The 21,828-nt window shown below is 41.3% G+C and carries 19 protein-coding genes; 7 read left to right on the top strand and 12 right to left on the bottom strand.

Translation table 11 applies throughout. The annotated features are described in order from the left end of the window. Window position 1 precedes the first annotated feature (1 nt). From gad to rpmE, 4 genes are all read right to left on the bottom strand, one after another. Entirely contained in the window at window positions 2–1,378 is a 1,377-nt protein-coding gene (gad, locus tag E2H97_RS02430) for a glutamate decarboxylase (protein WP_133405649.1), read from the bottom strand. A 96-nt stretch (window positions 1,379–1,474) separates the two neighbouring features. Continuing rightward, on the bottom strand, window positions 1,475–2,257 hold the full coding sequence (locus E2H97_RS02425; RefSeq protein ID WP_133405648.1) for a methyltransferase domain-containing protein: 783 nt from the start codon (window positions 2,255–2,257) through the stop codon (window positions 1,475–1,477). Between the two features lie 62 nt (window positions 2,258–2,319). After that, complete coding sequence (locus E2H97_RS02420) at window positions 2,320–3,564, bottom strand: malic enzyme-like NAD(P)-binding protein (RefSeq protein ID WP_133405647.1); 1,245 nt, start codon at window positions 3,562–3,564, stop codon at window positions 2,320–2,322. A gap of 504 nt (window positions 3,565–4,068) precedes the next feature. Beyond that, window positions 4,069–4,281 carry a 50S ribosomal protein L31 gene (gene rpmE, locus E2H97_RS02415; RefSeq protein WP_133405646.1) on the bottom strand — a complete coding sequence of 71 codons (213 nt, stop codon included), beginning with the start codon at window positions 4,279–4,281 and terminating at the stop codon, window positions 4,069–4,071. Window positions 4,282–4,527: 246 nt separating this feature from the next. Between rpmE and priA the strand changes: the two genes are divergently transcribed. Together priA and E2H97_RS02405 are read left to right on the top strand one after the other, a co-directional pair. Next, complete coding sequence (gene priA, locus E2H97_RS02410) at window positions 4,528–6,726, top strand: primosomal protein N' (RefSeq protein ID WP_133405645.1); 2,199 nt, start codon at window positions 4,528–4,530, stop codon at window positions 6,724–6,726. A gap of 152 nt (window positions 6,727–6,878) precedes the next feature. Beyond that, a complete protein-coding gene (locus E2H97_RS02405) occupies window positions 6,879–7,145 on the top strand; it encodes a hypothetical protein (RefSeq protein ID WP_133405644.1) in 267 nt (88 codons plus the stop codon). 269 nt (window positions 7,146–7,414) lie between these two features. On the opposite strand, the gene E2H97_RS02400 is transcribed toward E2H97_RS02405, so the two are convergent. Next, entirely contained in the window at window positions 7,415–8,233 is an 819-nt protein-coding gene (locus E2H97_RS02400; RefSeq protein WP_246029042.1) for a DUF417 family protein, read from the bottom strand. A gap of 242 nt (window positions 8,234–8,475) precedes the next feature. Between E2H97_RS02400 and E2H97_RS02395 the strand changes: the two genes are divergently transcribed. The 5 genes from E2H97_RS02395 to E2H97_RS02375 all read left to right on the top strand — a co-directional run bounded on the left by E2H97_RS02395 (window position 8,476) and on the right by E2H97_RS02375 (window position 12,601). Then, a complete protein-coding gene (locus tag E2H97_RS02395) occupies window positions 8,476–8,745 on the top strand; it encodes a hypothetical protein (RefSeq protein ID WP_133405643.1) in 270 nt (89 codons plus the stop codon). A gap of 35 nt (window positions 8,746–8,780) precedes the next feature. Further along, the gene (locus E2H97_RS02390) at window positions 8,781–9,473 is read left to right on the top strand and encodes an aspartate/glutamate racemase family protein (protein ID WP_133408548.1); all 693 of its coding nucleotides are present in this window, start codon (window positions 8,781–8,783) and stop codon (window positions 9,471–9,473) included. A gap of 139 nt (window positions 9,474–9,612) precedes the next feature. Next, the gene (gene argS / locus E2H97_RS02385) at window positions 9,613–11,358 is read left to right on the top strand and encodes an arginine--tRNA ligase (protein WP_133405642.1); all 1,746 of its coding nucleotides are present in this window, start codon (window positions 9,613–9,615) and stop codon (window positions 11,356–11,358) included. Further along, the gene (locus tag E2H97_RS02380; protein ID WP_133405641.1) at window positions 11,358–11,909 is read left to right on the top strand and encodes an SPOR domain-containing protein; all 552 of its coding nucleotides are present in this window, start codon (window positions 11,358–11,360) and stop codon (window positions 11,907–11,909) included. Before argS ends, E2H97_RS02380 begins: the two co-directional genes overlap by 1 nt. Before the next feature lie 149 nt (window positions 11,910–12,058). Continuing rightward, window positions 12,059–12,601, top strand: a complete 543-nt coding sequence (locus tag E2H97_RS02375; protein WP_133405640.1) for a dihydrofolate reductase family protein — start codon at window positions 12,059–12,061, stop codon at window positions 12,599–12,601. Window positions 12,602–12,609: 8 nt separating this feature from the next. On the opposite strand, the gene E2H97_RS02370 is transcribed toward E2H97_RS02375, so the two are convergent. From E2H97_RS02370 to rlmB, 7 genes are all read right to left on the bottom strand, one after another. Then, window positions 12,610–14,829, bottom strand: a complete 2,220-nt coding sequence (locus tag E2H97_RS02370) for a patatin-like phospholipase family protein (protein WP_133405639.1) — start codon at window positions 14,827–14,829, stop codon at window positions 12,610–12,612. A gap of 3 nt (window positions 14,830–14,832) precedes the next feature. After that, window positions 14,833–19,260, bottom strand: coding sequence for an EAL domain-containing protein (locus E2H97_RS02365; RefSeq protein WP_170308225.1), 4,428 nt, complete (start codon window positions 19,258–19,260; stop codon window positions 14,833–14,835). Between the two features lie 195 nt (window positions 19,261–19,455). Then, complete coding sequence (rplI, locus tag E2H97_RS02360) at window positions 19,456–19,908, bottom strand: 50S ribosomal protein L9 (RefSeq protein ID WP_121838739.1); 453 nt, start codon at window positions 19,906–19,908, stop codon at window positions 19,456–19,458. 27 nt (window positions 19,909–19,935) lie between these two features. Continuing rightward, window positions 19,936–20,163: a 30S ribosomal protein S18 gene (rpsR, locus tag E2H97_RS02355; RefSeq protein ID WP_025009344.1), complete on the bottom strand. Its 228-nt coding sequence runs from the start codon at window positions 20,161–20,163 to the stop codon at window positions 19,936–19,938. A 12-nt stretch (window positions 20,164–20,175) separates the two neighbouring features. Then, window positions 20,176–20,481, bottom strand: a complete 306-nt coding sequence (priB, locus tag E2H97_RS02350; RefSeq protein WP_133405637.1) for a primosomal replication protein N — start codon at window positions 20,479–20,481, stop codon at window positions 20,176–20,178. A gap of 8 nt (window positions 20,482–20,489) precedes the next feature. Next, window positions 20,490–20,891 carry a 30S ribosomal protein S6 gene (rpsF, locus tag E2H97_RS02345; protein ID WP_121838737.1) on the bottom strand — a complete coding sequence of 134 codons (402 nt, stop codon included), beginning with the start codon at window positions 20,889–20,891 and terminating at the stop codon, window positions 20,490–20,492. Window positions 20,892–21,066: 175 nt separating this feature from the next. Continuing rightward, window positions 21,067–21,813 (bottom strand): 23S rRNA (guanosine(2251)-2'-O)-methyltransferase RlmB, encoded by a 747-nt coding sequence (rlmB, locus tag E2H97_RS02340; RefSeq protein ID WP_133405636.1) that lies wholly within the window; start codon window positions 21,811–21,813, stop codon window positions 21,067–21,069. Between the last annotated feature and the right edge of the window lie 15 nt (window positions 21,814–21,828).

Genomic DNA, 21,828 nt, shown 5'->3' with positions numbered 1-21,828 from the left:
ATTAATGCTTAAAGCCTCCCGCTTCATCTTCATTAAGCGAAACACTAACAGGATGAGCCGTTAGGTGCTGGATGGCTTGCTTGTAATCATCAAGCAGTAAGCTTGCAAGATCAAAACTAAAGCCACGTTTAACAAGAATACGCTGCACAATAGTTTCTTGTTCATTAGCAGGCATAGAGTAAGCGGGTACCAACCAACCTTGATTGCGTAACCTGTCTGCTAAGTCATATAAAGTGAAGTCTTTAACATGAGGTTTCAGTTTCCAACTCAGAGCAGGAATACCACCATCACCATTATAAATGATATCGAAGTAGCCTAATTTATTGATTTCTTCGGCCAAAAACATCGCCACTTTTCGGCAGTTATCGTGGATCGCAAAATAGCCCTTTCGTCCTAAATGTAAAAAGTTATAGTACTGCGCGATAATTTGGCCACTGGGTCGAGAAAAATTCAGGGCTAAATCAGGCATATTTCCCCCCAAGTAATTGACATGAAAAATCAACTCTTGGGGTAAATCACACTCTTCATGCCACATGATCCACCCAACCCCCAAAGGCGTTAAACCAAACTTGTGACCTGAAGCATTGATAGAACGAACGCGGTCCAAACGAAAATCCCATTCCAGTTCAGGTTGCAAAAATGGCGCAATGAATCCACCACTGGCCGCATCCACATGCATTGGAATGTCATGACCCGTTTGCCGCTGAAAATCATCTAACGCCAGTGAAATATCTTTTACTGGGTCGTAGCTTCCTGTAAAAGTAAGCCCTAACGTTGCCACTACGCCTATGGTATTCTCATCACAATGCGCCACAGCACCCTCTGGCGTTAGGTGATATTGATCTTTCTCCATTGGGACTTCTCTCAGCGTTACTCCCCAATAGCGAGCAAATTTGTGCCAGCAAACTTGCACAGGGCCAGTCACTAGGTTGGGAGTATCTACTGAGAGCCCTTGGGCTTTCCTCTTAGCTTGCCATTTTCTTAAAAGAGACAATCCTCCAAGCATCGCTGCTTCGCTAGAGCCTGTCGTTGATGTGCCAATGGCGTTTTTGGTTTCTTTACTGTTCCATAGATCGGAAATGATATTGACACAACGACGTTCAATCTCTGCAGTTTGAGGGTACTCATCTCTGTCCACGATATTTTTATCAATCGCAATCGACATTAAATCGATGACTTCTGGTTCAAACCAAGTTTGGCAAAAAGTCGCAAGGTTTTGACGAGAGTTTCCATCAAGTATCAATTCATCTTTGATGAGTTGATGAATAACATTACATGGATGGGTTTCTTCGGGTAAACGGTGCTTTTCCAGCTCATGCTGAGATTCTGGTGAACTGAACACTGAACATTCTGAACTGTCGTGCTTGTTGTGTAACATACTTCCTCCAACGCTTAAAAAAGGCCAAGAAATCACGCTACAAAAAGCTTAACCCATGATCCGATAAAGTACAGTTAACTCATACAACTTCTACTACTATATTGTCAGCTGAGATTCAGTTCTAACCAACATATGCACATAGCGCCCTAAAGGAATGTAGTTTTTATATTTGGAGTACTCCAGCTCCATTCTGATCAGTTGAGTATTATCTAAGGTCTGGTTTTTTCTTAGCTTCAGATAATCATTAATGACTCTCACGCCACTTCGACAGACTTCTTGATAACGCCACTCATCCATCCATGACTCGACATCTTCAATAAGCAGCGGGTATTGTGGAGTCAGTCTAACTGGCTTTTTTACTTTTAATCCGGCTTCAACATAATCGAAATTTCCCGACACTAGGCTGTGAAAACGTTGAGCATCCTTGTTGTAAAACATCAATGATAAGTGCGCGTTGGGTTTTAAAAAATCCAATAGCCCTTTGACTGTTTCTTTGGCATCGGCCAACCACTCCACTACGGCATGACACAGTATTAAATCGAACTGACCTAACGCTTCAACCGATAAATCTTGGATAGAGGATTGAATCAAAGTGATATCTAATTCTTTATCCTTTTCTCGGATTTGCTGCTCAGCCAGTGCCAACATTTCAGCAGAGATATCGCACAATACGATACTATGGCCGAGTTCAGCTAACTGTTGGCTCAAATAACCAAAGCCTCCACCAGCATCTAATATTCTCAATTTACCTGTTGTTAAGCTGGGTATGCTTTCAAACAAATCTCGCTTGAGCACTTCAATACGAATTTGCCCTTTTGCTGTACCGTAGATATTTTTGGAGAACTTAGTCGCTAATGAGTCAAAGTTTTTATCTTGCATAAACACAACGCATAAAAAGAGGGCGCTTGCCCTCTTGTAGTGTAATTTCGTTCGTAACTTAATTATGCCATATAGTTTTCAGGTAATGCGATTTTCGCCACACCTGATTGAATCGCAGCTTCAGCCACGGCTTTAGCTACGCGAGGCAATAAACGAGGATCCATTGGCTTCGGAAGTACATACTCAGCACCAAACTCCATGCTATCTACACCTTCATAAGCGTCCAATACACTTTTAGGTACAGACTCTTTTGCGAGTTCAGCTAGTGCATGAACCGCTGCAACCTTCATTTCATCATTGATTTCTGTCGCTCTTACATCCAAGGCACCACGGAATAAGAATGGGAAACAAAGCACATTGTTTACTTGGTTTGGATAGTCACTACGACCCGTACCCATGATCACATCAGGACGAACGGCTTGGGCTAATTCAGGTTTGATCTCAGGATCAGGGTTTGAACAAGCGAAAATCACAGGCTTATCTGCCATTAATTTAATGTCTTCTTCACCCAAAAGATTTGGACCTGATAAACCTAAGAAAGCATCAGCGCCTTTAATCGCATCTTGCAAAGTACGCTTGTCAGTATTGTTAGCAAATAACGCTTTATACGCATTTAAATCATCACGCTGAGTATGAATAACGCCTTTGCGATCGAGCATGTAAATGTGCTCACGTTGCGCGCCACATTTAACCAACATGGTCATACAAGCAATCGCAGCGGCACCTGCACCTAAACAAACAAAAGTTGCATCTTCAATCTTCTTACCTTGAATTTCCAACGCATTGATCATGCCCGCAGCGGTAACAATTGCTGTACCGTGCTGATCGTCGTGGAATACTGGTACGCGACAACGCTCAATCAAGGCTTTTTCGATTTCAAAACACTCTGGTGCTTTAATATCTTCTAAGTTAATACCGCCAAAGCTATCAGCAATCGCTGCCACGGTATTAATAAAATCTTCAGTCGTGTTGTGCTTTACTTCGATATCAGTAGCATCAATATTGGCGAAGGTTTTGAAGAGTAACGCTTTACCTTCCATCACAGGCTTAGAAGCCAATGGGCCAAGATTCCCTAACCCTAAAATTGCCGTACCGTTTGAAATCACCGCAACCGTGTTCCCTTTTGAGGTATAGCGATAAGCATTTTCTGGATCAGCTGCAATTTCCCGCACTGGCTCCGCCACCCCAGGGCTATAGGCAAGGGACAAGTCATGGCTAGTTTTAGCTGGCTTAGTTAAAGTTACTGCCATTTTCCCTGGTACTGGGAATTCATGATAATCAAGAGCTTGCTGACGAAAATCCGACATGAGTGTGTCCTAAAATGTGTAGCTGAATACGACGTTATAAAAAATAATTCCATTTTTTATGAAAATAAAGACAGCGATCTTCATCACATAAAAATTGTTGCACATTCTAGACTTTGGCAGAGATGCAAACAAGTAATTTCAGGTCGTACATGTCGATAATATCTCATTGATTATATTAGTTTTATTTATGTTAAAAATGTTAATGAAAACACCAAGAATTTAAGTTTTGAAACTGGATTTCAGTTTAGAAATGAAAGTAAAATTTAGACGAATAAATTATGGACAGGCACATCAAAAATAGTAAGTTTTGATCATTGTTATTCAATTTGCTTTTTAAATCACTAACTTTGATTTTTAATAACCTTAATGAGTTTAAGAATGTCATAGCCTTATTTCTTTGCTCTTCAGAAATAACACACTGTAGACATTGAACATTTTAATCTGACTAACGTTAGGCATAAAAAAAGCGCCAATTGGCGCTTTTTAAAAATCAGTAAGCAGCAATTATTTCTTGCTAAGCATACCGAAACGCTTGTTGAACTTGTCGATACGACCACCAGTGTCAACAACTTTTTGAGTACCAGTGTAGAATGGGTGACACGCACCACATACGTCCAAGTGCAAATCTTTACCTACGGTAGAGTTTAGCTTGATAACGTTACCACAAGTACAAGTTGCAGTGATTGCTTCGTATTTTGGGTGGATACCTTCTTTCATTGGATTACCTTTAGCGTTAAGGCCATGTCGCCCTCCCAACCCGAAGTTGGGCACCACATGCGTTAAATTCAAAATTCGTTTCTTTGGATTAACCTACAACAATTAGGCAAATTCCAAGGCGCGAAATTCTACAAGAAATAGACAATTCATACAAGTCCGTTGCATTAAGTGAATTTTACCTAGCCGTTATCTACTCTACTAAGTAAACTAAATATCATGTTTCTATTGGTTTTCTCTTAATACTAAATGTCATCTGCTTTTGTTGAAGTCGCTCTACCTGTGCCTATGCGCCAATGTTTTAGTTATGCTATTTCTGAAGCTCAGCAAGCTTGTGTGCGTATCGGCGCCCGAGTAAAAGTCCCCTTTGGCCGACAAAAGTTAATTGGCATTGTGCTGAATATCAATACCCACTGTGATGTACCAGCCGATAAGATTAAAACGGTCATCGAAGTATTAGACAATCAAGCCTTACTTCCTGAAACCTTAACCAAGCTATGTGACTGGGCGGCTAACTATTATTTTTGTAGCCAAGGGCAGATGTTTTCTCAAGCTTTACCTGTGGCATTACGAAACGGCGGGGATAGTCAAAATGCTAAACGCATCGAATACAGGATCACTCAAGCTGGCCGAGAGATAGACGAAGCTCTTCTTAAACGAGCAACTGCCCAGCTAAAAATACTCAGAACACTGAAAAACCAAGCCCTATCTCCACTTGAAATTAATGACTTAGAACTAAGCAAAGCTGCGCTTAATTCGTTAATCGAAAAAGGCTTAGTCATTAAACTAGAGCTTGAGCATAAAGTAGATTTACGCTGGCGTGAACAATTGGAAATGGGCGAAACACCGCTTCGTCTCAACCCTGAACAAGCTATTGCCGTGTCAGCGATTAATCAACAACAAGGTTATCACTGTACTCTAGTAGAGGGAGTGACAGGATCAGGTAAAACCGAAGTCTACCTTTCGATACTGGAATCCGTATTAAAACAAGGTAAGCAAGCTTTAGTCTTAGTACCAGAAATTGGGCTAACCCCACAAACCATCAATCGGTTTAAATATCGTTTTCAGGTTACTATTGCGGTTATTCATTCAGGCTTAACCGATAAACAGCGATTCGAAGCTTGGCAGTTGGCGAGAAGTGGTGAAGCCGCCATTATTATCGGTACGCGCTCAGCCTTATTTGCACCAATGGCTTTTCCCGGCATGATCATTTTAGATGAAGAGCACGACGCCAGTTTTAAACAACAAGAGGGGGTTGGCTATCACGCTAGGGATTTAGCGGTAATGCGAGGTCACTTAGAGCAAATTCCAGTAATATTAGGCTCAGCCACACCGTCTTTAGAAACTCTGCAAAACGCCTTAACCGAGCGCTATCAACACCATGTTCTTACCAAGCGTGCAGGTGCCGCCGAAAACGTTAAACAAGGCATAATCGATATTCGCAGCCAGCCACTAAAAGCTGGACTCTCGATACCTCTTATTAACGAAATTCGCATCCATCTAAATGCAGGAAACCAAGTATTACTGTTTTTGAATCGCCGTGGTTTCTCTCCTGCCTTACTCTGTCACGAATGCGGTCATTTACATGAATGTGACCGCTGTGATGCTTACTTTACGGTTCATCAAGGATTAAATGAAATCCGCTGTCATCACTGTGGGCAGCAATACGCTATTCCTAAGCAATGCCACCAGTGCAGCAGTACAATGTTGTTTGGTCATGGTGTCGGTACAGAGCAACTCGAAGCTGAACTTACAAAAGAATTCCCAAATTTTCCAGTGGTGCGGATCGACCGTGACAGCACTCGTCGCAAAGGCTCTCTGGAACAACACTTAAATGCCATACACAAAGGTGAATACAAGATTTTAGTTGGCACCCAAATGCTTGCCAAAGGCCATCACTTTCCCGACGTTACTTTAGTCGGTTTATTAGATGTTGATGGAGCCTTGTTTAGTGCAGATTTTCGAGCACCGGAACGCTTTGGACAACTCTATACCCAAGTTGCTGGACGAGCAGGACGAGCCAGTAAACCCGGCACGGTTTTGCTACAAACCCACCAAGCCGACAATCCACTGCTGCGTGATTTACTTCATCGTGGTTATGGTGAATTTGCCAGAACACAATTAGAAGAGCGCAAACTGGCACAACTACCGCCAAGCTGGCACATGGTGTTAATTCGTGCAGAATCGCATAAACCTGAAGATGCCGATACGTTTTTGGCTGCACTCAGCCAATTGCTGCCACAAGATAAGCAATGTGAAGTCATCGGCCCAATGCCCGCGCCAATGGACAGAAAAGCGGGAAAACACCGACGCCACTTAATGTTCCAAAGTAAACACCGCCCTTTACTTCAACAAGTCTTCGAACAAGCTTTAGCGCAAGTGGAACAAATGCCTGAAGCCAAACGCTGCCGCTGGAGTGTGGATAGAGATCCGCAGGATTTGTTGTAGATATTCAAATACCACAAAGTCTAATCACCCAATACCAACAAATGAATAAAAAATTTAAAATTAGTATTTAATTATTTGTCAATAACATACTGATTTTACAACAAATAAAAACAGTGAGATAATTATTTCAAGTAAAGACTTGGAGTAATATCATGCCAATATACAAACTTGTAAAGCCAACTACTGGTCAGTGTTACATTCAGCCATTAACTGATGATTTAAACGAATTAGTTATCGAAGCTAGTCGAGCCGATTTTTCTGAATATATTGTAAGATTTAAAGATCATGCGTGGATCTATGATGAATCTCTTATTAATCAAAATGATGTCGCTAAATGGGAAGAAAATAGAAATTTGATGGCTTACGGTATAGGGATTTTTAATGGTGATAAGAGTCAGATCCAATTGGTTTTCAAGTAATCAAAATTAACGAGCTCCACTTCCCCTCCAAAGCTGTTGAAAATCGTTTGAATATAAAATGCCGTAAGCTCAACATGGATGTTGAGCTAGGTTCTGAGGTACATGGATGTACCATCAGAACCGTTAGGTATTTATTCAATAAGATTTGAAACGTTTAGCTTTGATGGGGCGGCATTGGGGGATCCAAGGGGGAGCTTGCTGCAGAGCTCCCCTTTGGGCGGTGTGGTGTGCAACACCACGACTTTAGATGAATTTAGGAAATATAAATGTTACTCAGCTTCAGACAACTTCCACAAACAGACCAAGTTTGCAATAAACCATAGATCTTTAATTAAGAAATGCCCTGTAGTCGTCACAATGCTATCTGCAGAAAACACACCATCAGCGGTAAATAAAAAGGTTTGAGTAACAACAAATACCGCACCTGACATTAGAACCGCAGGCAAGAGGAATTGGCGCTTAAAAATCGCCGCAATAACTAATGCCATGGCAATCAAGTCATAGACACCAATCAAATTTGAGGTCATCTGTACATCCCAAATCTTGTACATCCATGACATCAATGGCGAAGTGTTTACTAAGCTTTCAATGCCTTTGGCTTCGAGCTCAGTAAACTTCATACCGCCAATCCAGAGCAATACTAAGATCACAGGAAAGGCGGCAATGGCTTTTTGCGTCGTTTTTTCTAAATGAGGTAATAAAATTAATAAACCTACAGATAACAGAGCAAAATATTTGATCACACCTTGACCTGCACCAATGGCAGGAAAACCACCTAATGATCCAATCCACATTTTTGATGAGAACAAGGCAATTAATGGCACTGCACCGATAATGGTTAACCAAACTCCTAACGGTTTTCGGCACTCAATTTTCTTAATACTGAATAGAGAAAATATGGTCACTAATAAAAAGCTGACCGCTGCCGTAACATTAAACACAGCGCCGGAAGCTAACGCTTCTAAATGATAAAAATCGATCACTAAGGTGATATGTCTATGATCTCCCATCAGCAACATACTCAGTCCCATCAAGGCTGAAGATACGGCTAGGAGAATATAAACAGGAGTTGGAATTGAGGCTTTCATGGACTTCGTCTCTTGTCGAGTTCATTGGAATTGTATACCAGACCTGACAAACCCCAATAGAATTTCATGCTGATCACTCTACTGGACGCAAAGTATACAGCGTTTAGTTTAAGTAACGATATTCCCTTCAACTTTTTACAAATGCACTCACCTTTAGCTCATTGATTTTATCTTGTAGAATCGGTAACTTAACGGATATAAGCCTATTCTTAATAAGTAAACAATTTCATGGAGTATCTGAAATGGAAATTTTCACAATCGTCTTAACTTTATTATTTTTGATCTACTTACTTATTGGCTCTGTTTTGACCTTGTATGTTGTCATCAGTTACTTCATTAATGGTTATACCGTATTCGATGCCCCTAGAAAGCCAGCCATTCCTTTTGCCCACAAAGTCAGTTATGTTTTTGTCATGCTTAATATTTTCCCTTATTTCTATGTTGCTTTTCTTAAAGAAATTTTCTCATTGCATAAGAATGTTGCACTTGGAAAAGCTAAGAATGCTGGATAGTGATCACTCAACAACATCAGTCGAATAAGGAAGCTATGAAAACCATTGGCCTACTAGGTGGTATGAGTTGGGAATCGACAGCAAGCTACTACAAAGCCATAAATGAAGGTGTAAAAGCCAAATTAGGCGGCTTACATTCAGCCAAAATATGCTTGTTCAGTGTTGATTTTAATGAAATAGAAACACTGCAGCATCAAGGGAAATGGGATGAAACTGCCACAATTTTAGTACAGGCGGCACAATCGGTAGAAGCAGGTGGGGCTGACTTTCTCCTGATTTGTACCAATACCATGCATAAAGTCGCGTCAAAAATTGAAAGTGCCATTTCCATCCCTCTGGTGCACATCGCTGACGCGACCGCAGAACAACTGATAGCCGATGGCATTACTCGAGTTGGGTTACTTGGAACCCAATTTACCATGCAACAAGACTTTTATAAGAACAGAATGACAAAGCAGTTCGATATTGAAGTTCTTGTACCCAATGAAAAAGACCAAGAACTGGTGCATCAAATTATTTATAAAGAGTTATGTTTGGGGGAAATACACGACGATTCCAGAGAAAAATACCTTCAAATCATCAATAAATTGTTCGCCCAAGGCGCAGAAGCCATTATTTTGGGTTGTACTGAAATAGCGTTATTGATCCAACAGCAACATACCCATATTCCATTGTACGATACCACCCAAATTCATGCAGAGCAGGCCGTAAAATTAGCGATAAATTAACTCATGACACAACCAGTGTTTAATTACGGGATAAACGAAAATATCTGATCATAAAAATCCACCACAGACTATGTTTTTTGTGTAAACAAAAGGATAAAATATCAGGCTAAAATTTTTTCGACGTAATTGAAGACCGCCAATGAAATCACATATTCAATCTTTGCTAGAGCAAACCTTACAGTCCTTAATTGAACAAGGCATTGTGCCAACAGACATTCAGGCACGCATTCAGGTTGACCGAACCAAGGATAAGAACCATGGCGACTTCGCAACCAACCTAGCCATGATGCTGACCAAAGCGGCGCGTAAAAATCCACGTGAATTGGCACAGTTGATCATCAACAATTTACCAGAGTCCAGCCACGTGGCTAAAGTTGAGATTGCAGGCCCTGGTTTTATTAACTTCTTTATTGATGGCAATGCCCTTGCCAATCAACTGCAAGAAGCACTGGTTGACCCTAAATTAGGTGTAACTCTACCTGAGCCTCAAACCATTGTGGTGGATTACTCTTCGCCTAACCTAGCAAAAGAAATGCATGTTGGTCATTTACGTTCCAGTATCATCGGTGACAGTGTAGTCCGCACTTTAGAATTCTTAGGTCATAAAGTTATCCGTCAAAACCATGTGGGTGATTGGGGTACTCAATTCGGGATGTTGCTGGCCTACATGGAAGAGTTACAAGCCAAAGACGAAGGTAAGGCTAGCCTTGAACTGTCTGACTTGGAAACCTTTTACCGCGCGGCAAAAGTTCGCTTTGATGAATCAGAAGAATTTGCCACTCGCGCTCGTAATCTTGTCGTTGAACTGCAATCTGGCGATGAATATTGCAACAAACTCTGGCGCCAATTTAATGATATTTCACTTAGCCATTGTCACCAAGTCTACAAAAAATTAGGCGTGAGCTTAACTCGTGATGATGTCCGTGGTGAAAGTACCTACAACGATGACTTACAACAAGTGGTGGCCGATTTAGATGCTCAAGGATTACTGACCGAAAGTGAAGGCGCGAAAGTCGTATTCCAAGACGAATTTAAAACTAAAGACGGTGAGCCACTGCCTGTCATTATTCAAAAAGCCGACGGTGGTTTCTTATATGCGACCACTGATTTAGCGGCAATGCGCTATCGTGCAAACGTATTAAAAGCTGATCGCGCTCTGTATTTTGTTGATCTTCGCCAAGGTCTTCACTTCCAGCAAGTATTTAGCCTAGCTAAGCAAGCGAAGTTTGTACCAGAATCACTATCACTAGAGCACTTAGGCTTTGGTACCATGAACGGTGAAGACGGTCGTCCATTCAAAACCCGTAGCGGTGGCGTAGTTAAGCTTGTCGATCTACTTGATGAAGCGGTTGAGCGTGCCGTTGAGTTGGTTCGTAGTAAAAACCCAGATATGGATGAAGCGGAAGTTCTGCATATTGCTAAAGTGGTAGGCATTAGCTCAGTTAAATACGCTGACCTTTCAAAAAACCGTGCCAGCGACTATATTTTCAGCTTCGACCAAATGTTGAGCTTTGAAGGTAACACTGCACCATACCTACTTTATGCTTACACTCGTGTTGCGGGTATTTTCAAAAAAGCACAAGATATCGACTTATCTGACGCTAAAATTGTGCTTGAGCATGAAAAAGAGAAAGATTTAGGTACTAAACTTGGACAGTTTAACGAGATCTTGAGCAGAGTTAGTGCTAAAGGTCAGCCGCATGTACTGTGTGGCTATCTGTTTGAGCTGGCTGGAGCATTCTCAAGCTTCTATGAAGCTTGTCCTGTGTTAAGTGCTGAAACGGAAGCTCAAAAGCATAGCCGACTTCAATTGGCTAAACTCACGGCACAGACTTTAAAACAAGGTCTGGCGCTTCTAGGGATTGAAACGTTAGAGAAGATGTAATGAGCCGCGATTACGCTAATCGTAAACCGACTAAACGCGCACCTCGCGCCAAGAAAAAGCAAGCGCCAACGTCGCGCTTGCCTATTCTGCTTTTGCTTATTGTTCTCATGGCAATAGGCGGCTTTGGCTATTTTTTATGGAACATTAAAGACAGTGCTGAAACTGCAAAACCAGCGCCTACGCCAGCAAAAGTTAAGCCAAAGAAAAAAGATGAGCTGCCTCCAAAACCCGATGATAAATGGATTTATCAAGATTTATTGGAAAATAAAGAAGTTAAAGTTGATGTTCCTAAACATCAGCCTAAGGCCAATCTCAGCTATCAGATGCAATGTGGTTCATTTAGGTCGAAAGCTCAAGCTGAAACCATGAAAGCAAACATTGCTTTTCAGGGACTCACGGCTGAAATACGTAAAATTGAGGGCAAAAAATGGACTTGGTATCGAGTTCAGCTGGGTCCATATGAAAGAAAGCGTTTAGCAGAGCGAGATCGTCACAAACTGCAAGCCATCTCAATCAACACTTGTATTATTGTGTCGAAAAAGAGCAAGTAACCTCCTCAGGGATACCTGAAAATTTCGAGGTTCTGTAAGAATTAAGAAGGACACCCTTTCAATATGGTGTCCTTTTTTCATAAACAGTTACCCAAACAGCCAAATTATGGCAATCTAAGTAACCCCATTCATCAAATAGTAAAAATTTCATGGCTAATATCGTCTTCATTGCGACAAGTCTTGATGGTTATATTGCAGATAAAAACAATCAAGTAGACTGGCTTCATGCCATCCCAAATCCTGATAATTTGGACATGGGATTTAACGAGCACATGCAACGTATTGATGCCCTTATCATGGGACGAAAGACGATGGAGTTGGTGATCAGTTTTGATTGTGATTGGCCTTATACCAAACCTGTATTTGTACTGAGCAATACGTTAGAACAAGTGCCTGAAGGTTATGAAGACAAAATACAGCTCATAAGCGGTGAACTACCTGAGCTTATAAATCAACTCAGACGCAGAGGGTTTAACGATTTATACATTGATGGTGGGATCACCATTCAACACTTTTTAAAGCAAGATTTAATTGATGAGATGCTCATCACCACGATCCCAATCGTACTGGGTAGTGGTATTCCACTATTTGGAGAACTTCCTCAACCTCTGGAGTTTCGATGCAAAGTTTCTACTCGTTTTGACAATGGCATCTCTCAGAGTCATTTTGTACGCCATCGTGCTATGCCCTAACCTCTGTCTTAAAACGTTTTTCCTAAAAAGAAGTAAACAGAAGTATTGCCCCCATCAGCAACGCCAACACCTAAAGCGGCTGGGCCAAACTCGGTTTGTGTGCCTAAAAATAAACTACCGCCATAGATGAGATCGTTGAGAGACACATCTTTACGATTTACCCACACATTTCCCGCTTCTATGCTCGTACCTAGGTATAAAGGTAATTCATTTAGTCCTAACACACCTCGACCAAGATCATATTGGTACACCAGAGCAGCCAACACTTTATGATTTCCAAGCAGAGCGTCACGATGATAACCAGAAAGGTTTAGAAATCCACCGAGTTCTGCAGGTTCAGCAACCAATTCACCTTTTGTGTTATTTGCACTTTCTAAATCGAGTTTACCTACAAAAACATGGTTTCCTATATTTACGGCGCCTTTCCAATTCAGTTGGTAATGTAAATTAAAATCCGATGAAAAGTGTTCGTTAGGGCGAGTAACATCATTGCGGCCAAACTCTAAGCCAAACGTAAGCCTATCCCCATCTGTAGGAAAGCTAATACTGTCTAAACCATCATAACCTAGCTCTAAATACCCTCCATAGCCTCTAATATTAAAGCTGGATTTTAAGAGAGCATTGTTTGAGACTCGTCCATATAGGGCTCTCATACCTAACTCAGCAAAACCATCGCGCCCAATGTTTACCCCAATCCCAGATTCCAGTTCGTGAGATCGTCGATTAACATCAAGAGCCAGCTTATTGTCTTCAAATACGCCTTGGTTCTTTTTTATAAAGGTATAACGTGTTCTGAAATACAGGTTTTGAGAGCCATCCAAGGGTTGATAAAATTCGGTCGAAAATCGTTTATTATCTCCAATTTTTAGCTCGTTGCGCCATTCACCACCATTTTGAGTAATATCAGTGAGGGTATAAGCCAAATCTAAACTAATAAACGAGCCGACCTCTAAATCATCTTCCCAATTCAAACCAAACTGAAAGTAATTAGGTCCCCAAGACTTTGCTTTTGTTGTTAATGTTAACACTCGCCCTTGTGGCGTATCGGAAAACTCAGTGGTGACTTTTTCAAATTTATTGAGTGCATATACCCGCTTGACAGCTTGCTGTAGTTGTTGCTTTTTAACAGGTTTCCCTTCTTGGATATCAAACGCATTTAAAATGATACTGGCACTGGTTTTTGAGTTGTTCTTTAGCACAATCTTATAAATGGGCTGGTTCAACGGTGATGTAATTTGCTGCTTCACTTCAGCTTTATGGGATTGATAATGGGCATATTGGGTATCGGATACCGTCAACAACTTCAGTTTTGAGAGTTGTTTTTTTGCCGCTTTTTCACCTAATTTATAAGCCATTGGCAAAATACTAAAGTCTGTGGTGCTTAATGAGCCAACGTTCGGGCGGATCAATATGTCCTTTTTGCTTAACAAAGCAATTTGCTTTTGGGTACTCGCGTTCGTCATTATGGTGGACAGTTGATTTAAAACCGATACAGCATCATTAAGATCTGACTTCTTAGCTAAAGAAGAGCCAATATCAATCGCAATCACAATATCGGCGCCCATAGCTTTGACCACATCAACGGGCATATTGTTGGAAATGCCGCCATCGACCAGTAACTTGTCACCATATTCAAGCGGCTGTAATGCACCTGGAACGGTCGCTGACGACTGCATAGCAAACACTAAGCTTCCTTTATTGATCACCACTGCATGGCTAGTGATCAGATCGGTCGCTACCGCACGGTAAGGGATCGGTAATTGGTCGAAGTTGTTAAATTGATGAACTAATCCGGTTGAATTACGCAATAACTCAGACATGGTCTGCCCGAGAAGTAAACCAGCTGGAGATTTCAGCTTTTCGTCACTGTAGCCCAAAAAAAGCGGTACATTAAATTTATCTCGGTTCTGTTTATCTCTGAAACTTAAATCCTTACGAGCAATGAGATCTGAATACCCTTTGTCCCAATCGGTAGACAACATGATTTTTTTTATTTCGTCAGCACTGTACCCCAGTGCATACATGCCACCTACATAAGCACCAATACTGGTGCCAGCGATATAATCAACAGGAATATGATTTTCTTCTAAGACTTTTAAAACACCAATATGCGCAGCGCCTTTGGCGCCACCACCACTGAGCACTAAGCCAATTTTTGGGCGAGCATTGACCGACTGAGCCATAAGGCTAATGGCGAGCAATAGACTTATTATTAGTGCTTTTTTCATCAGTTAAGTTTCTCTTTCGAGGGCATCTGCATGTTCAAGATATTGCTCAATATGTTTAATATCAAGTGGTTTTGAAAAGTAGTAACCTTGCATAAGGTAGCAACCTCTCCCAATCAAATGCTCAAGTTGTTCATAAGTCTCAATGCCCTCGGCCACCACCTTTAATTTTAGGTTTCGAGCCAGCTCAACAATACTATTTACAATCGCTTGGTCGGCACGATTTTGGGCAATATCAATAATGAATTTACGATCGATTTTTAAGGTATTTACCTTAAAGTTACGCAGATAAGCCAAAGAAGAGTAACCGGTACCGAAATCATCAATCGCGACTTCTACACCCATTGCGTGCAACTCCGATAAATGCGATTGTGCAATATCAAGCTCATTCATCAGCACGCCTTCGGTGATTTCCAAGCCCACACTTTCTGGCTGAACTCCTGTTTGCTCAATGGCAGACTTAACGGTTCTAACATAATCAGGTTGACGGAAATGCGCAGCTGACACGTTAATTGAAAGCCTAAATTTACGTTGATATTTTTTCTGCCATTTTGCCAGTTGTCTCAGTGAAGCAAATAGAACCCAACGATCGATATCGACAATCAAACCACAAGACTCGGCAATCGGGATAAAGACATCTGGTCGAATATAGCCCTTTACAGTATGATTCCAACGCAGCAGAGCTTCCATACCAACCATCTGATCGTCATCTAGCACACTTATCTGCGGTTGAAAGTTAAGCTCAAACTCGTGTTTTTTAAAGGCATAGCGAAGATCGCGTTCCAGCTGTAATTGGTATTGGTTGGCTTGGTATCGCTCTAACGAGTAATACTGATGATTTCCCCGACCTTCGTCTTTGGCGTGATACATAGACAGATCTGCATTTTTGATCAAGGCTTCTGGCGTACTAGCATGCTCTGGGAACAAGCTTATGCCAATACTGGTACTGATATAAAACTCTCGTCGGTTGATGATAAACGGTGTTTCAATTTGTTTTAAAATAATGCCAGCCAAAATATCCACTTGTTGAATATCCTTAACTTGCTTCATCAAAACAACAAATTCATCCCCTCCGAAACGGCATAAAATTGTATTTTCATCAATGGAGTCAATTAATCGCTTCGAGGCCTCCATCAACACAGCATCTCCCATGCTGTGACCGTATGTGTCATTAATATCTTTAAAGCGGTCTAAATCTAAAAACATCAGCGCAAGTTGCTGATTTTCTTGTTTTGCCTCATGAATAGCTTTTGTCAGCTCACGGTTAAATAAAGTACGGTTGGGTAAGCCTGTTAAGCCGTCATAGTTTGCCAGTTGAATCAGTTCCGCTTCAGTGCGCTTACGTTCCGTTATATCAGAAATGACCGCTACAAATTTGGCATCATTACCTAAACTAGAGTGCATCTGAGATAAGTTCATCCATATAGGGCAATAGCGCTGACTAGAGGTTAAAATAGCAAGCTCACCATGCCAACTACGCTGTTCAGCCAACAACTCATGCATCGAACTCATTGTTTGGCTATGCTTAATCATTTCTGAAAACGTTCGACCGTTTAAGTGTCTTGCTTCAAAGCCTACAATCGAATGAGCAGCATTATTACTTAAAATGATTTCTTGGTTTGCATTGAAAATTAATACGCCTTCGGAGGTATTTTCAAACGCTTCAACCATAATGCTAAAGGTATCTTCCAAGTTTCGGGTAGCGGTAATATCAGTGTAAATACCCGAAATCGTTAATATCGAGTTGTCTTCAAGGTTTCGATCAGTAGCCCGTCCTTTCGATCGGATCCAGCGCCATTCGCCACCTTGATTTTTTTGTCGATATTCCGCTTCAAAGGTTTCTTTTTCACCCGAGAGCACCCTATTCCAGCGAATATTCACTCTGTCTTGGTCATCTGGGTGAATCCCCAAATCATTTAATGACTTAACTTCAATGATTTGGTCGTGATTGGATAGTTTATTGTAATTTCCAAGCACTAACTGAGAACTGTCAGTTCTCCACTCCCACAAATCAGATTCACTGTTTTTTAATGCTTGGCCTAAACGCTCTTGGGTCGTTAATAATTCATGGTTTAATCGCTTGGTCTGATTCGCTCGGCTTTGATGACGCAACAGCAATATTAGGCCAAGAATCAATGCTGTAAATGCCAATCCAGTTTTGAATTCATTCGCTTGCCACCAATTTTGCAGTACTTTGAAATGATACTTATGAGGCAGCTGATAATTCAATCCATTCACTTGCCCTTGAAGCTCTAAAACGTAATTGCCAGCAGCCAAAGAAGATAGGTTAATCTGGGATTGCCCTGTTAAATTAACAAAGGCTCCTGGTGTTGATACCCCCTCATTGTAGAAGCGATACTGGACATTACGCAGTTGCCCCTCAAGGTAATCATGACTCGCAAGCTGTAAGCTTAATAAACTCACATCAGGAGCAAATGCATGACTTCGGCTTGGATGTAGAATTAACTCTTCTCTATCTGGGTAATAAGCTCGAATGTGGCTTAGAAATACCCCATCGTTTTCTAATCGATTTTGGATCTTATTAGGATCAAGTAATAACAAGCCACGTGAGGTACCCACATACAATCCCGCCTTAGGATCATAAAATGTCGCTTGTTCATTAAAATCAGCATTAGGTAAACCATCCGCAGGCTCAACAGCTCGAATATTATAGGGCGCTTTGGTTGCGATAGTGATGATCCTATCATCACACCCCACGAGTATGTGCTGCTGAACTTGCTCCATGAAGGTGATTTTCTGGCAGTTGGTATTCCAGCGAGAATTGAGAGGCTGAAGTTTCTGAGTTTGAGTATTATATTCAAACATCCCTTGTGCATAAGTACCTAACCAAAGCGTATTAGGCGACATTTCATAAAGCTGATTATAGGTGGGTAATTCACTCACTCCTATTTTCTTAGGATGTAAATTTTGTAAGTGTCCGTTTTCTATAAAACCAAAAAACGAGGTTCCACTAAGCCAAGTTTTACCGTCCGAAGCTATCATCAGATCTCGAGTAGAACTCAGATCCACTGAGGCATCATGAGTAATGGTGAGCTTCTTTATAATGGACGTTGCTCTATCCCAATAAAAAATATTGTTTTCGACAACAAACCAGATCCGATTTAAAGAATCATCTTTGACCGCCTTGTGGATATGACGATTCTCCAATGACTCAGCACTGTTTGCCCATTGAGCAAAACGAAGGATGCTGTTATCAGTAAGATTTAAAATAAAAAGACCATTACTGCTCGTTAGTAATAAATAGTTCTGATTAATTCTCAACAAGCTGGTTACGGTGTCATCGGAATCTAATTCTGGGATCTCTAATACACTGGCAGTCTTAGTTTCTCGATCAATTTGTAGTAATTGGTTATTTGCGGCAGCCCATACATAGTGGACATCAGCGTATATTTCTTTGATATCTTGAGAAATGAGTCGATAAGGATAGCGGCTAGAAATAAAATCACGAATAAACTCAGGGGTTTCGTTGAATACAGCAATGCCGTTGTAACGCCCAACGCCCCACATCAAGCCCGTCGGTTCGGCAAACAATTTCTTTATCGTGCCAAGGCTATTATCATATTCCACAAAATGAAATTGACTATGCTTGGGAATATAAATCTTTACGCCTGTATCTGTTGCCAACCATAACTGACCTTGTCTATCTTCACTTAAGGAGAACGTCGCATGACCAGTGTGCTGTTCAATAATAGGTGTAGTAAACAGGTTTTGGGCTTGGAAGGTACCTTTACTGGTGGCTAACCACAAGTGATCTTGGCTATCTTGGATTATTTGATTGATGGTGCCGTATTCTCTAGGCCAAGCATAACGACTGATTTGCTGAGTGGTAGGGTTAACCTTGACCAATTGATGCTTGTTGTAAACAAGTAACTGATCAACACCCAACTTGAGCATACCTTTAAATCGAAAATTGGCGTCATCAAGTTGTGCGAGTTTTTCTGCGGGGATTTGCCAATCTTTAACCCGATAAATTAATCCGTGGCTGGTTAACATGACAAAACTGCTATCGTCGTATGTCACGACCTCAGTAAAACCATCCTGAGCTACAGACTTAAAGGCAGGAAAATCGCTAAGCGGCTTAAATTGATTTTCATTGATGTTGAAACGGTAGGCATTAACTAAGGAGCTGACTAACAAATAATTTCTATCAAGCACCTTTCCTTTTACAAAAAAAGAATTTCTAGACTGATGTTTAAGAGAGCCAGCGCCTACTTTAGTGATATGAGAGTTGAGAGTACGATACAGCCCCTTTTCTTTCACCAGCCATGCATAGCCTTTTTTATCAAACAAGACCTGTTTAACAGCAGAATCTAAACCGTCTTGCTTAACGAGGATACGGCTAGTGGTATGCTCAGCTTGTATTGGAAATGCAACCACATAAAGTAACGCAAAAAAGAAAAATACTCTGGACATCTTCATTGAACTTATAACATTTATTGTCTGCAAAACAACTTACTCTAACCCAATGATATTACTAAAAGATTTCAGATGTTAACAACTTATATCATTCGTATCAATTAACTATGTGAATGGTATTATTCAAAAAATTAAAATAGGCAAAAAAAAACCTCGACAAAAGTCGAGGCTTTTTTGAGTTAATGCAAGTTATTAGTCTTCAGCAACAACTGAAACTTTAACGATAGCTTTAACTTCAGTGTGAAGTTGAACGTCAATTTCAAACTCACCAGTGTGACGTAGCGCACCGTGTGGTAGACGAACTTCAGCTTTAGCCAGTTCAACACCAGCTGCGGTAACTGCATCAGCAATATCGCGAGTACCGATAGAACCGAATAGCTTACCTTCTTCACCCGCTTTAGAAGCGATAACAACAGCTTCTAGAGCAGCTAGCTTTTCAGCGCGCTCGTTAGCTACTGCTAATTCACCAGCAAGTTTAGCTTCAAGCTCTTGACGGCGCTCTTCGAAGAACTTTTCGTTTTCTTCGTTAGCAACAACCGCTTTACCTTGAGGTAAAAGGAAGTTACGAGCATAACCAGCTTTAACTGATACTTTGTCACCTAGGTTACCTAGGTTAGCAATTTTATCTAGTAGAATTACGTACATTATCAAATCCTCTATTTTTGACTGCTATTACTGATGTAAATCAGTGTATGGCAGTAGAGAAAGATAACGAGCACGCTTGATAGCGCGAGCTAGTTGGCGTTGATATTTAGCACTAGTACCAGTGATACGGCTAGGAACGATCTTGCCGCTTTCAGTGATGTAGTTCTTTAAAGTGGCAATATCTTTGTAATCAATTTCTGTCACACCTTCAGCAGTGAAACGACAGAACTTACGACGACGGAAATAACGTGCCATATTGACAGTCTCCTAAGTTTTCAATTCGACTTGTTCGGCATGAAGTACGGTCTTTTGTTGACCGTTACGACTGGTTTGTAAAGAAATAAAACCGTCGACTTTAACTTCCATGCCAGCTTCTAAACTTTCAGCTATGAGCGCAAAACGCTCGCCACTTAATACCACTTTCATTTGCAGATAAATGTTACGGAGCATATCGGCTTCATAACGTTGCGATTTGTGTTCCAACAGAATCACCCAATGGGGAATGCCTGATGGACTTTTTAAGCGTTTCAAGCGAGCAATTTCACCTGATAGGCTTAAGTGGTTAGTGGTCACTTAGAAAGTTACTCAGCGGCTGCTTCAGCGCTTTCTTTGGTTTCACTTGCTGGCTTTTCTGCAGCTGGAGCACGACGAGAATCACGCTCTTCTTTTGCTTTAGCCATTGGTGAAGCTTCAGTCACAGCATGCTTAGTACGCATTACCATGCTACGCAGTACAGCGTCGTTGAAACGGAAAGCTGTTTCTAGTTCTTCAATCGCTTCTGCAGTTGCTTCAACGTTCATTAGAACGTAGTGTGCTTTGTGCAGCTCAAGAATTGGGTAAGCCAATTGACGACGGCCCCAATCTTCTAGGCGGTGAACGGTACCGTTTGCAGCGGTGATAACACCGGTGTAACGCTCAATCATACCTTGAACTTGTTCACTTTGATCTGGGTGAACCATAAATACGATTTCGTAATGACGCATTTATTGCTCCTTACGGTTAATTAGCCTCTTGTTGGGATCAGTCAAACCAGTTTGAGGCAAGGAACGGATTATTTGGACTGAATTAGGCGCGAGATAATACAGAAAACCCGCCTAAAACACAAGCGAATAATGGTTTATGGCGGGTTAAAGTGTGACTTAACTGCTTTGAGTTACATTACCGTGATTCCGATCTCTGTCTTACCGCTTCAAATAAACAAATACCTGTAGCAACAGAAACATTTAAGCTCGAAACGGTTCCCGCCATCGGAATCGAAATCAAACTATCACACGCTTCACGGGTTAAACGGCGTAATCCTTTGCCTTCTGCGCCCATAGCAATCGCCAACGAGCCTTTCATATCAGCATGATAAATATCGCTGTCAGCTTCACCAGCGGTACCTAAAATCCAAACCCCTTGTTGCTGAATGTGACGCATAGTACGGGCAAGGTTTGTCACTTGAAATACCGGCACCACTTCCGCGGCACCACACGCTACTTTGCTTACAGTAGATGTAATAGACACAGAGTTGTCTTTTGGAATGATAATGCCATGTACGCCTGCGGCATCGGCATTTCGTAAACAGGCACCAAGGTTGTGCGGATCAGTCACGCCATCTAGGATCAATAAGAAAGGTTGTTCTGTCTTTTCAAGCAGTAAATCTAAGTCTTTTTCAACCAATGCCTTTGCTGGTTTAACTCGAACTACCACACCTTGATGTTGATGAGATTGCGCTTTGTCATCCAATACTTTACGAGATGCACGCTGCAGCGTGATGCCAAAATTTTGTGCCAGCTTGATAACTTTATGCAAACGGTCATCATCACGACCTTGTAGAAGCCACAGCTCTAGAACACGTTCAGGGGATTGTTTTAACAAGGATTCGACGGCATGAAGACCGTACATGATTTCAGACTTTTTCATAAAAAATCGCTGCAC

It is taken from the genome of Parashewanella tropica, from assembly GCF_004358445.1.
In the GTDB taxonomy this organism is placed as follows: Bacteria; Pseudomonadota; Gammaproteobacteria; order Enterobacterales; family Shewanellaceae; genus Parashewanella; species Parashewanella tropica.
The sequence above is the reverse complement of the archived record's forward strand: the minus strand, read 5'-3'. Positions and strand labels throughout refer to the sequence as shown.